12 protein-coding genes and 1 pseudogene are annotated in these 13,545 nt (G+C 72.8%); 3 read left to right on the plus strand and 10 right to left on the minus strand.

Annotated features, from left to right (window positions below; genetic code table 11):
• Positions 1-89 precede the first annotated feature (89 nt).
• Positions 90-1,079 (minus strand): malate dehydrogenase, encoded by a 990-nt coding sequence (locus tag ACZ6BG_RS12075; protein WP_468999778.1) that lies wholly within the window; start codon positions 1,077-1,079, stop codon positions 90-92.
• A gap of 471 nt (positions 1,080-1,550) precedes the next feature.
• Positions 1,551-2,828: a helix-turn-helix domain-containing protein gene (locus tag ACZ6BG_RS12080; RefSeq protein WP_468999779.1), complete on the minus strand. Its 1,278-nt coding sequence runs from the start codon at positions 2,826-2,828 to the stop codon at positions 1,551-1,553.
• A gap of 413 nt (positions 2,829-3,241) precedes the next feature.
• Here ACZ6BG_RS12080 and ACZ6BG_RS12085 point away from each other — a divergent pair, with 413 nt between their 5' ends.
• Positions 3,242-3,805, plus strand: coding sequence for a peptidoglycan-binding protein (locus ACZ6BG_RS12085; RefSeq protein ID WP_468999780.1), 564 nt, complete (start codon positions 3,242-3,244; stop codon positions 3,803-3,805).
• 147 nt (positions 3,806-3,952) lie between these two features.
• On the opposite strand, the pseudogene ACZ6BG_RS12090 reads toward ACZ6BG_RS12085, so the two are convergent.
• Positions 3,953-4,447: pseudogene (locus ACZ6BG_RS12090) on the minus strand (helix-turn-helix domain-containing protein); the annotation flags it as partial.
• 453 nt (positions 4,448-4,900) lie between these two features.
• On the minus strand, positions 4,901-5,701 hold the full coding sequence (locus ACZ6BG_RS12095; RefSeq protein WP_468999781.1) for a helix-turn-helix domain-containing protein: 801 nt from the start codon (positions 5,699-5,701) through the stop codon (positions 4,901-4,903).
• 308 nt (positions 5,702-6,009) lie between these two features.
• Between ACZ6BG_RS12095 and ACZ6BG_RS12100 the strand changes: the two genes are divergently transcribed.
• Positions 6,010-6,414 carry a hypothetical protein gene (locus tag ACZ6BG_RS12100; RefSeq protein ID WP_468999782.1) on the plus strand — a complete coding sequence of 135 codons (405 nt, stop codon included), beginning with the start codon at positions 6,010-6,012 and terminating at the stop codon, positions 6,412-6,414.
• Positions 6,415-6,505: 91 nt separating this feature from the next.
• On the opposite strand, the gene ACZ6BG_RS12105 is transcribed toward ACZ6BG_RS12100, so the two are convergent.
• The 4 genes from ACZ6BG_RS12105 to ACZ6BG_RS12120 form a co-directional block, all read right to left on the minus strand.
• A complete protein-coding gene (locus ACZ6BG_RS12105; protein ID WP_468999783.1) occupies positions 6,506-7,195 on the minus strand; it encodes a response regulator in 690 nt (229 codons plus the stop codon).
• Entirely contained in the window at positions 7,192-8,352 is a 1,161-nt protein-coding gene (locus tag ACZ6BG_RS12110) for a sensor histidine kinase (protein ID WP_468999784.1), read from the minus strand. The genes ACZ6BG_RS12105 and ACZ6BG_RS12110 overlap by 4 nt, the downstream gene beginning before the upstream one ends.
• Before the next feature lie 440 nt (positions 8,353-8,792).
• Complete coding sequence (locus ACZ6BG_RS12115) at positions 8,793-9,431, minus strand: DUF3017 domain-containing protein (protein WP_468999785.1); 639 nt, start codon at positions 9,429-9,431, stop codon at positions 8,793-8,795.
• A gap of 19 nt (positions 9,432-9,450) precedes the next feature.
• Positions 9,451-10,311 carry a bifunctional methylenetetrahydrofolate dehydrogenase/methenyltetrahydrofolate cyclohydrolase gene (locus ACZ6BG_RS12120; protein WP_030360718.1) on the minus strand — a complete coding sequence of 287 codons (861 nt, stop codon included), beginning with the start codon at positions 10,309-10,311 and terminating at the stop codon, positions 9,451-9,453.
• A 246-nt stretch (positions 10,312-10,557) separates the two neighbouring features.
• Between ACZ6BG_RS12120 and ACZ6BG_RS12125 the strand changes: the two genes are divergently transcribed.
• Positions 10,558-11,181: an RDD family protein gene (locus ACZ6BG_RS12125; protein ID WP_468450846.1), complete on the plus strand. Its 624-nt coding sequence runs from the start codon at positions 10,558-10,560 to the stop codon at positions 11,179-11,181.
• Positions 11,182-11,285: 104 nt separating this feature from the next.
• On the opposite strand, the gene purH is transcribed toward ACZ6BG_RS12125, so the two are convergent.
• On the minus strand, positions 11,286-12,866 hold the full coding sequence (gene purH, locus ACZ6BG_RS12130) for a bifunctional phosphoribosylaminoimidazolecarboxamide formyltransferase/IMP cyclohydrolase (RefSeq protein ID WP_468999786.1): 1,581 nt from the start codon (positions 12,864-12,866) through the stop codon (positions 11,286-11,288).
• Complete coding sequence (gene purN / locus ACZ6BG_RS12135; RefSeq protein ID WP_468999787.1) at positions 12,863-13,483, minus strand: phosphoribosylglycinamide formyltransferase; 621 nt, start codon at positions 13,481-13,483, stop codon at positions 12,863-12,865. Before purN ends, purH begins: the two co-directional genes overlap by 4 nt.
• Between the last annotated feature and the right edge of the window lie 62 nt (positions 13,484-13,545).

Here is a 13,545-nt window from a genome sequence, read left to right on the forward strand (position 1 = left end):
AAGAAGACACGATGGCCAAAAAGCCCCCGGTGGCCGCGGTATGCGGCTGCCGGGGGCTTTCGGTCAGGCGTGGTCGACGCCCGTCGGGGTCAGATCAGGCCGAGGCCGCGGACCGCCTCGCGCTCCTCCTCGAGCTCCTTGACGGAGGCGTCGATGCGGGCGCGGGAGAACTCGTTGATGTCCAGGTCCTGGACGATCTCGTACTTGCCGTCCTTGGTGGTGACGGGGAAGGAGGAGATGAGCCCCTCCGGAACGCCGTACGAACCGTCCGACGGGATGCCCATGGACGTCCAGTCACCGGCGGCCGTGCCGTTGACCCACGTGTGCACGTGGTCGATGGCGGCGTTGGCGGCCGAGGCGGCCGAGGACGCGCCGCGGGCCTCGATGATCGCGGCGCCGCGCTTGGCGACGGTCGGGATGAAGGTGTCGGCGAGCCAGGCCTCGTCGTTCACGACCTCGGCGGCGTTCTTGCCCGCGATCTCCGCGTGGAAGACGTCCGGGTACTGGGTCGCCGAGTGGTTGCCCCAGATGGTGAGGCGCTTGATGTCGGAGACCGAGGTGCCGGTCTTCTTCGCGAGCTGCGAGAGCGCGCGGTTGTGGTCCAGGCGCGTCATCGCGGTGAAGCGCTCCGCCGGTACGTCCGGGGCGGCGGCCTGGGCGATGAGGGCGTTGGTGTTGGCCGGGTTGCCGACGACGAGGACCTTGATGTCGTCCGCGGCGTGGTCGTTGATGGCCTTGCCCTGCGGCTTGAAGATGCCGCCGTTGGCCTCCAGGAGGTCACCGCGCTCCATGCCCTTCGTGCGCGGGCGGGCGCCGACGAGGAGGGCGACGTTCGCACCGGCGAAGGCGACGTTCGGGTCGTCGCTGATCTCGATGCCGTTCAGCAGCGGGAAGGCGCAGTCGTCGAGCTCCATGGCGGTGCCCTCGGCGGCCTTGAGGGCCGGCGTGATCTCCAGGAGGCGCAGGTTGACCGGCACGTCCGGGCCGAGCAGGTGGCCGGAGGCGATGCGGAACAGCAGCGCGTAGCCGATCTGGCCGGCCGCGCCGGTGACGGTGACATTCACGGGAGTGCGGGTCATGGCGATCTCCGTAAGACAGCTGGCGGTGGGGGTCCCTGCCCCTTGTGCTGGATCCCCTGCCGACGCCCTCGTCGATCGCCTCTCGATGATCGATCTCTTGGCATCAAGAGAGATCCGGCGTCAGGTTATCGCGCCCTTGCCGTCCCGGTACGCCGGGTGGGTGTGGCCCGGCCCACAGGGCCCGGGAGGGCGGCCGCCACCTCGGAAGAGGAGATGTGGCGGCCGCCTGGGGGTGTGACCACTCCCGTGGGGGTACGGTGCGTCTGCCCTCCGAGGGGCGGGGCATTCCTGGTTCGCGCCGGTTCTTTCGACACCGCCCCGCCGCGGCGGACATCTCCCGCCCTCCCCCAAGCTCTTGAAGAGCAGGGGGATCCCCATTCCGTTTCCACTGGGCCGCCGACTTCAGGCCGCCTGTACCACTGACGGTTGTCCGGCGTCCGCAGCCCGTCGCCTTCCGTCTTCGCCCCGGGGCTACTTCGTGCAGGCCGTCTGGCCCGCCTTCAGCGTGCCGCAGGCCTTCGCCGCCGTCGCGTTCTTCACCGCCACCATGGGCGTGTACGCGTCGAAGTCCCCGTTCACCGTCCCGCTCTGGCGGGCCGCCGAGCCGGAGCCGGTGATCGTGACCTTGTCGCCGGGCGCCGCCTGGGTGATCCGCGCCCACGCGGCCCCGCACGTCTTGCTGTACCGCACCTCGACGAGCGTCTTCGTCCCGACGGTCACCCGCGACGTGGTCCGGGCGAACTCGCCCCCGCACCCCATGTTCTCGGGGTCCTTGCCGGTGCAGTCGGCCCCGCTGCACTCGACCCCGGCGGGCAGATCCGCCGTGGACGTGGTCGGCGACGTGCTCGGCCCCGCCTTCCCGTCACCGCCGTCGTCGCCCTTGCCGATGTCCGTGAGGAACACCGCCGCCGCGATGACGACGAGCGCCCCCACGATCCCCGCGAGGAACATCGTCAGCTTCCGCTTGCGCCGCTGCCCGTCGGGCGACTTCCCGTCGGCCCCCGGCCCGGCCACGGACCCCCGCCCGCCGCCCGCGTACCCGGGCGCGACCGAGGACGTGGCCGCCATGGACGCGGGCGGCGCCGACGCCTCGTACGACCGCGACGAAGGCGTGGCCGGCGTCTGCGCCTGCGCCGAAGACGCGGACGAAGGGGAAGAAGGGGGAGCCGACGCGACCCCCGGGCCCGCACCGGCGGCCCCGTTCGCGGGCGCGGCCGGCGCCTGCGCCCCGTACCGGACCCCCTCCGGCTCCCGCGGCACGGGCGGCACCGTCGGCGACACCCCGGCGGGCCCCGCGACCCCGGTCACGGCCCCGACCCCGCGGGCCCTGCCCGAGCCGCCGCTCTCCTTCGGTGCCCGGGGCGACTTGCCGGCCTTGGCGTCCTTCGAGCTGACGGACGGATTCGTCGCCAGCTCGCCGAGCGCGGCCCGCGCCTGCGAGATCCGAATGGCCTGCATCGTCATGTCGTGCCGCATCTCGGAGCGGCTCCAGGCGCGCTCCGCGAGCTCCCACATGGTGATGAGGTGCACCGGCGGCGTGCCGGTGACTTCGGCGAGCGCGACGATCGCGCCCTTGGGGGCGAGCAGCCGCCCGTTCAGATAGCGCTCCCACGACGTCTTGCTGTAGCCGGTCCGGTCGGAGACCGCGGCGATGCTGAGACCGCTGCGGTCGACCAGCCTGCGCAGCTGGTTCGCGAACTCCCTGACCTGCGGGTCGAGCTCATCCGGTAGCGCCTTCCAACGAGGCATTGCTCCCCCTATTCCCCCCGTACGTGCCTGAACTGCCCCCGCGCGTCGTGCCGCTGCCCCGGACCTCCGGCGTACCGCACGCGGTCCGCTCGCCCCGGTCCTGAACTACCCAGAGGGATGCGCGGAGCCGGGATGTCAGTTCCCGGAATGGGAGCGCGCGGGAGCATTTGGGACAGAGTGTGCCCCGTCGCACGCCCCCGGTCCACGGCCCAGTGTCCCATCGTCGTCCCACTCCACGATGCGGAACCCCAGCTCCCGGACCGGGACGTCCCGGAACCATCCCGAATGCACTGGTTGGCCCTTTTCCGGCGTGCTCCGGTGCCGAAGCATCGAACACGGCACCGCTGCGCCGCAGCAGCCGGACGCCGCGATCGAACCACCTGAACCACCAGTTCCACCAGGGGGGAACCACCATGCACCACCGCACCACCGACCGCACCCGCACCCGGCGCCCGCACCGGCTCATCGCCGCCGCCGTCGCCGTGACCGCGAGCGCCGGTCTCGCGCTCGCCGCCACCGCCCCGCTCGCCCAGGCCGCCGGGCCGCACGTCGTCGACGGCAGCGGCGACGCGTACAACGACTGGGGCGACGAGGGCACCCTCTCCCGCCACAGCCACGCGCACTCCAACGCCACCTGGCTGTGGCAGAGCGTCCTGTACGCGGACGGCGCCAAGTGGCGCGACGGCAACGGCGTGCGGCACACCTTCACCAGGTCGGACATCGACGGCCACTACGGCTGGAAGACCGCGTCCGCGACCAAGTGGTGGCAGGCCCGCGAGGACCTGGAGGACATCGACGGCGTCGCGGGCAAGGAGACCTTCGGCGCGGCGGACAACTTCCTCAGCGGCCCGCACGCGAACGGCAGGGTCGACTACACGGGCCACGTGCGCCAGATCGCCTTCAAGCGGATCTCCGGGACGTACTACGTGAAGATCGACGGGCAGTGGAAGAAGGCCGCGTACGACCGCCTCGGCTGACACCGACGTCCGCCCCGGGGGCCGTCACTCGGTGGCGGCCCCCGGGGCCCCGCGCGTGCCCAGCGGCTCGGAGACGCTCGCGCCGGGCCTCAGCGACGGCACCTGGTCCGCGCCGCCGCGCACCCCGGTCACCTGCGTGACGATCCACAGCAGGCTCACGAGCAGCAGCGCGATCACCGCGAGCGCGGAGCAGGCGACCAGCCGCCAGGAGGGGGCGGGACGCCGGGCGGCCGGGTCCGGGACCGGGTCCGGGACCGGTGGCGGGGCGTCGGTCGGGCTGCCGGTCGGGGACGGCTCGGCCGCCGCCGCACCCGACCCGGGCACCGGCGCCTCCGCCGAACCCGCCCCGGCCGCCTCCGCCGCCCGCGGCCACACCTTCACCGCCAGCTCCCACCCCGCCGCCGGTCGTGCGCCGTCCACCCCCGCGACCCGGCACAGCGCGAGCACGGCCTCCCGGGGCGGGGGCTGCTGGGCGTTGAGGTAGCGCTGCCAGGAGGACTTGCTGTAGGCGGTTCTGGAGCCGAGCGCGACGAGGCTGAGCCCCGTCCGGTCCTTGAGCCTTCGCAACTGCTCGACGAGATGGCGTACCTCCGGCGGCAGTTCGTCCGGAAGCGGCTGCCAGGCGCCCGCGCGCGTCCCCATGGTTGCCCCCCAGCGCGACCCGGTTTGACCGACTGACGGCGGCGGCGCCCGGTTCGGTTCCCTCCCGGCCGCCCCGGCTGTCCGTTTCGCCCGGTCCGGCCGGGGCCGTCGCGCATCCGTAGCGGGTCCGGAACAGCGTTGCGGAATGGTCACTTCCGTGCCACAGGGGTAAGGCTTCCCTTGCTGCCGGGATGGCGCGTCCATGACGCTTAAGGCGCACAGCGAGCCCACGGCTCGCACCGCGGAACGGCGGCGCCCGTCCTCCCACGGGGGAGAGGACGGGCGCCGTCTCACGTTCGCCACCTGCGCGTTCGCACGCACCCGGAGAACAAGCGCGCCTTGCCGCCACCGCGGGTGAGAGCCGGACCCACCGCGGCCACCGTCGGCCGAAGCCCTCCGGGCGCCGTCAGCGGATGGCCGGATTCCGCCGGATTCCGGCCGCTCCGGCCCCGCTCACTTCCGCAACTCCCCCCACGTCTCCGGCCTGACCACCCCGTCGTCCACCAGACCCCGCGCCCACTGGAAGCGCCGCACCGCCGTCTCCGTGCGCTCGTCGAACGCGCCGTCCGCCGCCCCCGCGCCGAAGCCGTGCCGCCGCAGCAGGCACTGGACCTCGACCACCTCGCGGCCGCCGTCGCCACGGTCGAGGACCGCGTCCCGGGTCCCGCTGTGGCCCGCGTACCGCACCCCGCCCTCACGAACGTCCGCGCAGCCGTGGGCGCGGCCCTTCCCGTACGCGTACGCGCCGCGCGCCTCGCCGTCCGGGCCCTCCCAGGCCCGGCCCGCGAGCAGGCCGCCCACGAAGGCGGCGGCCACGGCGAGCACCAACGCGGCGAGCGCGGTGCGCAGGCGCACGGCGCGGGGTCCGGGTGCGGGCGTCGTGGGCGGCGCGGGCTCCGGTGCCGGGGCGGGTTCCGGCGCGGGCTCGGGTGCCGGGTCCGGCGCGGCCGCCACCGCCCCGGCCGGGCGCCGGGCCCCGGCGCCCGCCGAGACCCGCGCCTCCCGCGCCACCTCGTGCAGCACGAGGAGCCGCGTCGGTTCCGTGCCGCACACCCGGGACAACTGCTCGACGGCGGCGCGCGGCACCGGCTTCTTGCCGTTGAGATAGCGCTCCCATGAGGAGCGGCTGTACGAGGTCCTGGTGGCCAGTGCGGTCAGGCTGAGCCCGCTGCGGTCCTTCATCCGCCGTAACTGGACCGCCAGTCGGCGCTCCTGCTCCCCCAGCGACGCGGGCAGCTCTTTCCAACGCGGCATGTTCACTCCATACGCGTGACAAGGTCCCCCGAGGCGAATCGCCCCCTATGCCCGATTAGATGGCGGATGCACCAATTCCGGTTCCCCGGCGTTCGTCCCAGGCGTCCGAAAACGCCACTCCTGGCGCGCGGGACGTCCCACGGCGGTGTCACCGGTCGAGGCGTCCCCGCAGGTAGGCCCGGGGGACGGTCCAACTCGTCCCACCGCCCTGGATGTTGACCGGTTCGGATCGGCAGAGTCGGTACCGCACGACGGCCGGCGCGGGCCATCCCGGACCGGCCGCCGGACCAAGACCACGGGGAGTTCACATGACCAACAGCACCGCGCCCATCCCTTCGGAGGCCGAACAGGACACCGGCTGGCGGGCCCCGAACCGCACGGGCGGCCTCACGAGGACCGCCGCCGTCGGCATCGCGGCCGCCGCGATCCTGGGCGGCGGCCTCGCCCTTGCCCCCTCGGCGTCGGCCGCGCCCGCCGCCTCGGCCTCGACGGCCCGCACCGCCGACGTCTCGCCGCAGGGCACCGCGCCCGCGTGCGTCTCGCGGACCGTCAGCGGGCGCTCCGCCACCCTGACCAACTACTGCGGCCGCACCATGCGCGTGAAGGTCGTCGTCAAGTGGGGCCCCGACTCTCGCTGCTTCACCCTGACGCACCGGAGCGGGGTGCGCTACACCTGGGGCGTCGGCGCGTACGACAAGACCGTGACCTGCTGACCGGAGCACCACGCGCGACGGCGGTCCGTCCTCCCACGGGGGGAGGACGGGCCGCCGTCCCCCGTGCGGCGACGCGGCGGACCCGGGGCCGTCAGATGCCGGAGCCGCCCGGGGTCACCAGGCCCGTCTCATAGGCGATCACCACCGCCTGGGCCCTGGTGTCCAGGTCGAGTTTGTTCATGGTGCGGTTCAGATGCGTCTTGACGGTCGCCTCGCTGATGTAGAGGCGGTCGGCTATCTCCGCGTTGGACAGGCCCCGGGCTATCAGCTTCAGGACCTCCAGCTCGCGGCCGGTGAGCGCGGCGAGGTCCGGCGGCGGCTCCCCGGCGGGGGCGGCCCCGGAACGTACCGCGAAGGCCTCCACGAGGCGGCGGGTGACGCTCGGTGCGAACAGCGCGTCCCCGCTGCCGACCGCGGCCACCGCCGCGAGCAGCCGCTCCGGGCCCGAGTCCTTGAGCAGGAACCCGGCGGCGCCCGCGCGCAGCGCCCCGTACACGTACTCGTCGAGGTCGAAGGTGGTGAGGACCAGGACCCGGGGCGGCGGCTCGGCGGCCTCGGCGAGGATGCGCTCGGTGGCCGTGATGCCGTTCATGCCGGGCATGCGGATGTCCATGAGGATCACGTCGGGACGGGTGGCCGCCGCGAGTTCCACGGCCTCGGTGCCGTCGCCCGCCTCACCGACGACCTCGATCCCGGGCGCGGCCCGGAGCACACCGACGAGCCCGGCGCGGATGAGGAACTGGTCGTCCACGACGAGCACCTTTATGTGTGCTGGGTTCATTCGGTGGTGTCGTCTCCTGGCGGTGCGGCCCGTGCCGACGTCGGCAGGGTCAGTCTTACGGCGAACCCTCCCACGCTGCGCGGTCCGATGCTGATCGTTCCGCCGTAGAGCTTGGCCCGTTCGCGCATACCGATCAACCCATGTCCACCAGGGCTCCTCACTCTGTCCGGAATCACCCCCTCCCCATTGTCGGTGACGGACACCTCGATGTGGTCACGGTGGTAGTGCAGTTCCACGGTCGCGCTGGCCTGCCGCGCGTGCTTCAGGACGTTGGTCAGGGCCTCCTGCACCACGCGGTACGCGCACAGTTCGACGCCGGGCGCGATCGGCCGCGGCGTCCCCGTGACCCGGAACTCGACGGGCACCCCGCCCGCCCTGACCCGGTCCGTCATGTCCTCGATGCGGGCGAGGCCCGGCATCGGCGCGTCCGGCGCCTCCCCGTCGTCGTCCTGGGCGCGCAGCACCCGCAGCATGCGGCGCATCTCCTCCAGGGCCTCGGTGCTGGTGCCGGAGATGGTTCCGAGCGCGGTGCGCGCGGTCTTGGCATCGGAGTCGAAGACGAACTTGGCGAGCCCCGCCTGCACGGAGATCACCGACATGTGGTGGGCGACGACGTCGTGCAGTTCCCGCGCGATCCGCCCGCGCTCCTCCACGACCGCGTGCCGGGCCCGCTCCTGCTGCTCGGCGCGGGTCTTGCGGGCGAGTTCGGCGGAGCGGCGGGCCAGGTATCCCATCCGCCACACCAGCGCGTTGATGCCGAGGGCCTGCGCCGCCACCGACGGCACGGAGGCGTGGTCGTGGCTCACCAGGCTGCCGAGCACCCAGATCGCCGAGAGGAGCGCCGCGCACACGCCGGTCGTGCGGGTCTGTCGTTGCAGGGCGACCGTGTAGAGGCACAGCATCGGCCCGAACGACGTCACCACGGGCCAGTAGCCGGCGAGGACGTACCCGGTCCAGATCGCGTACGTCACGAGGCAGACGACGAGCGGGGCCTTCGAGCGGAACGCGGTCGGCGCGATCACGAGCAGCGCGAGGGCGTAGCCCCGCAGGTCCAGGTCGCTCCAGCCGACCGCCGCCGCCTCGGGGCCGATCAACGCCAGCAGAGCCACTTGCCCGAGGGCGAGCAGCACGTCGACGGTGAACGGGCGGAGGCGCATCGCCGCAGCGTAGCCCGCATACCCGGCGGTATACGTCCATCGTTCGCCGTACCGCGGAAGTTGTAGACGGCGATCGCCTACGACCGGGGTCGTACGGCAACGTCAACCCGGCACGGGACGACGGACGCTCCCGCCGCCGCGTAGGTTTTTGGTCAGCACCACCGCCCGCGCCGCCTTGAAACGGCGCGCCGGGGGAAGGGGGCGCGGGCCTGCAAACGGGGGTTTGCACGGGGGACCGGGCCTGCGCCCCGAACAGACAACTACAGACCACTGAGGTATGCGGCTTCGTGCAGGGGCGCACGGAGGAACGGGCCCGCAACCGATCGCAACACCCCCTGCCCCCACGGCCAACGGCCCGTACTCTCCTGGCGAGTACGGGCCGTTGGTGTGTGCCGACAAGTGCTGCCCGTCGGCTGCCGCGCGCGGCTCACTCCTGGCGGCTAACTGCTGATCGTGAAGTGCAGCGTGTCGTCGAGGAACGGGATCACCAGCCACGGATCCGGCTGCGCCATCATCGCGAGCAGCACGATCGCCAGGCCGAGACTGCCGTACGTCACCATGTCCGTGAACCGCGACCGCACCGCGAGCATGCCGACGCCCGGCAGCCACCAGCGCATCACGGCGCCCAGGAGCAGCGCGATCCCGATCAGTATCGTGCCGACGCGGAACACGTCGAAGGCGGTCAGGAGCAGCCCGAGCCCGACCAGCGACACCACGCTGAGCAGCGGCCACTGCCGCGCGGGGGCGGGCGCGTCCCCCGACGCCGCGCGTCCCCCGCCCTCGGGCCTGGCGGTGTCCCGCGTGAACAGCGGGAACCGCCGGGACACCTTGCGGGGCTCCCCGTCGGGCCCTGGAGCGCTGACGGCACCCTTGGCGGTGGGCTCGCCGGGGTCGCCGGACGCCTCGGGCTCGACGGACGCGGCCGATGAGTCGGACGCGGCCGGATCGCCGGACGCGGCCGGATCGCCGGACGCGGCGGACGCCTCGCCCCCCGCCGCCCCGCCGGACGTGCCCGGGTCCGTGGCCGCGGGCGCACCCTGGGACGGATCCGTGGAGCCGTCCTTCGCCTCTACGTTCATGGGGTCACCCTTCCCCCGCTCAGTCCTCGGCGGCGGCACGTTCCGCGGCCTCGACGACGTTGACGAGGAGCTGGGCACGGGTCATCGGGCCGACACCGCCCGGGTTGGGCGAGATCCATCCGGCGACCTCGGCGACGGCCGGCTCGACATCGCCGACGATCTTGCCGTTGCCGTCGCGCGAGACGCCGACGTCGAGCACGGCGGCGCCGGGCTTCACGTCCTCGGCCTTGATGAGGTGCGGCACCCCGGCCGCCGCCACGATGATGTCGGCGCGCCGCAGGTGCGCGGAGAGGTCACGGGTGCCGGTGTGGCACTGCGTCACCGTCGCGTTCTCCGACTTCCGCGTGAGCAGCAGCGGCATCGGACGGCCGATGGTGACGCCGCGGCCGACGACCACGACCTCGGCGCCCTTGATCTCCACGTTGTGCTGCCGCAGCAGCCGGATGATCCCGTACGGGGTGCAGGGCAGCGGCGCGGGCTCGTTGAGGACGAGGCGGCCCAGGTTGGTGGGGTGCAGGCCGTCGGCGTCCTTGGCCGGGTCCATCAGCTCCAGGATGCGGTTCTCGTCGATGCCCTTGGGCAGCGGCAGTTGCACGATGTAGCCGGTGCACGCCGGGTCGTCGTTCAGCTCGCGCACGACGGCCTCGATCTCCTCCTGCGAGGCGGTCGCGGGCAGTTCGCGCTGGATGGAGGCGATGCCGACCTGCGCGCAGTCGCGGTGCTTGCCCGCCACGTACTTCTGGCTGCCGGGGTCGTCACCGACCAGGACAGTGCCGAGGCCGGGCGTCACGCCCTTTTCCTTCAGGGCCGCCACGCGGGCGGTCAGTTCGGACTTGATCGCTGCTGCGGTGGCCTTGCCATCGAGAATCTGGGCGGTCATGCCCCCATCCTCGCGGATGAGCCCGCCCGCATACCAATCCGGGGGCCACCGCCGCCGCCCCCTCTTCCCTCACGATTGCACTCGCACAACGTTCGGTGAGCTGGCTGGACAAACACGACGGCGCTGCAGAAGCATGTGCGCCACAGTGCCGCGGCCGGTGTCGGGGGGACCGACGCTCCTGTGAACGTTTCCTCCGCGCGTGCCGCGCCGTCCCCGCACGCAGTCCCCGACGGAGGAATCCCCACCATGAGCAACCCCTACGGGCCGCCGCCCCAGCAGCCCCAGCCCGGCCAGGGGCCCGGCTACGGCTACCCGCAACAGCCCCCGCAGGGCGTGCCCCCGCAGGGCGGCTATCCGGGCCAGGGCTACGCGCCCTACCCGCAGCCCGCCCCCGGCCAGTCCCCCTACGGCGCCTACCCGCAGCAGCAGCCGGGCTACGGCTACGACCCGAGCGGGTACGCGCCCCGCCCGGAGCTGGCGCACTGGGGTCTGCGCGCCGGCGCGCTCCTCATCGACGGCCTGGTCTTCGGCCTCGTGTACCTCATCATCGGCATCGGTGTCGCGGTGGGCAGGGGCGGCGCCGGAGCCATCCTCATCATCCTCGGCGTCCTCGCCATCATCGCCTTCGCGATCTATCAGCTGATCCAGGAGGGCAGGACCGGCCAGACCATCGGCAAGAAGGCCGTCGGCATCCGGCTGCTGCGCGAGCTGGACGGGCGGCCGGTCGGCGTCGGCATGGCGTTCGTCCGCAGGCTCGCCCACTTCCTGGACTCCCTGCCGATCTACATCGGCTGGCTGTGGCCGCTGTGGGACGACAAGAAGCAGACGTTCGCCGACAAGGTCTGCGGCACCGTCGTCATCAAGGGCTGACCCACGCCCCACCAACCCGCCGGGCCGCAACTCCCTCATTCCACAAGGGAGTTGCGGCCGCGCCTTATCTGTGGGGCGCTGCACGCCGGGGTGCGGCCGCCCGCTCAGTGGAAGAAGTGCCGCGTCCCCGTGAAGTACATCGTCACGCCCGCCTTCTTCGCCGCCTCCACGACCAGTTCGTCCCGCACCGAGCCGCCGGGCTGGACGACCGCCTTGACGCCCGCGTCGGTGAGGACCTCCAGGCCGTCCGGGAAGGGGAAGAACGCGTCGGACGCCGCGAAGGAGCCGCGGGCGCGCTCCTCGCCCGCGCGCTCGACGGCGAGCTTCGCGGAGTCGACGCGGTTGACCTGGCCCATGCCGACGCCGACGGAGGCGCCGTCCTTGGCGAGGAGGATCGCGTTGGACTTCACGGCGCGGCAGGCCCGCCAGGCGAAGGCGAGTTCGGCCAGCTCGCCCGGGGAGAGGGCGTCGCCGGTGGCGAGGGTCCAGTTGGCGGGGTTGTCGCCGTCGGCCTGGAGCCGGTCGGTGACCTGGAGCAGCGCGCCGCCGTCGATCGGCTTGACCTCGACGGGCGCGGACGGCGCCTGCGGGGCGCGCAGGACGCGGATGTTCTTCTTCTTGCTGAGGGCTTCGAGCGCGCCGTCCTCGTAGTCGGGCGCGACGATGACCTCGGTGAAGATGTCGGCGACCTGCTCGGCCATCTCCCGCGTCACCGGCCGGTTCACGGCGATGACGCCGCCGAACGCGGACAGCGGGTCGCAGGCGTGCGCCTTGCGGTGCGCCTCGGCGACGTTCCCGCCGATGGCGATGCCGCACGGGTTGGCGTGCTTGATGATCGCGACGCACGGGTCGTCGTGGTCGTACGCGGCACGGCGCGCGGCGTCCGTGTCCGTGTAGTTGTTGTACGACATCTCCTTGCCGTGCAGCTGCACGGCCTCGGCGAGGCCGCCGCGGCCCTCCGTGTAGAGAGCGGCACCCTGGTGGGGGTTCTCGCCGTAGCGCAGCACGTTCTTGCGCGCGTGCGTCGAGCCGATGAACTCGGGGAAGCCGCTCTCGTCGGCGGCCGCGTAGCCGTCGGCGAACCAGGAGGCCACCGCCACGTCGTACGCGGCCGTGTGCTGGAACGCTTCACCCGCGAGCCGCTTGCGCGTCGCCAGGTCGAAGCCGCCGGCACGGACCGCGGCGAGCACGGCGTCGTACCGCGCGGGGCTGGTGACGACCGCGACGGAGGGGTGGTTCTTGGCGGCGGCGCGGACCATCGAGGGGCCGCCGATGTCGATCTGCTCGACGCACTCGTCGGGCGTCGCGCCGGAGGCGACGGTCTCCTTGAACGGGTAGAGGTTCACGACGACGAGCTGGAACGGCTCCACGCCCAGCTCGGCGAGCTGCCGCCGGTGGTCCTCGAGGCGCAGGTCGGCGAGGATGCCGGCGTGCACGCGCGGGTGCAGCGTCTTGACCCGGCCGTCCAGGCACTCGGGGAAGCCGGTCAGCTCCTCGACCTTGGTGACCGGCACGCCCGCGGCGGCGATCCGCGAGGCGGTGGAGCCGGTCGAGACGAGCTCGACGCCCGCCTCGTGGAGCCCGCGCGCGAGGTCTTCCAGGCCGGTCTTGTCGTAGACGCTGATGAGTGCGCGCCTGATCGGGCGCTGCGTTCCTTCGGCGGTGGCCGTACCTTCGGCGGTCACGGGATAACTACCTTTCGTCCCTCAATCGAGAAGCCGTCGCGGGCCAGGCGCCCCACGACGTCGACGAGCAGTCCTCGCTCGACTTCCTTGATGCGCTCGTGCAGCGCGCTCTCGTCGTCCTCGGCCCTGATGTCCACCACGCCCTGCGCGATGATCGGGCCGGTGTCGACGCCGTCGTCGACGAAGTGGACGGTGCAGCCGGTGACCTTCGCGCCGTACGCGAGCGCGTCGCGGACGCCGTGGGCCCCCGGAAAACTGGGCAGCAGGGCAGGGTGCGTGTTCACCGTGCGCCCGCCGAACCGGGCCAGGAATTCCTTCCCGACGATCTTCATGAAGCCTGCGGACACGACCAGGTCCGGCTCGTACGCCGCGGTGGCCTCGGCCAGCGCGCGGTCCCACTCGTCCCGGCTCGCGTAGTCCTTCACACGGCACACGAACGTCGGCAGGCCCGCGCGCTCGGCGCGGTCCAGGCCCGCGATGCCGGTCCGGTCGGCGCCGACGGCCACGACCTCGGCGCCATAGGCGTCCGCGCCGAGCTCCGCGACGGCGTCGAGCAGTGCCTGCAGATTCGTACCTGATCCGGAGACCAGCACGACGAGGCGCTTGGCCTTGGCCACGGCGGGGCCCTTTCTCGGGAGTGCTCTTTGTACGGTCGTACGAAGGCTTCGCACTCCCCGAT

Source organism: Streptomyces sp. NPDC041205, assembly GCF_055591765.1.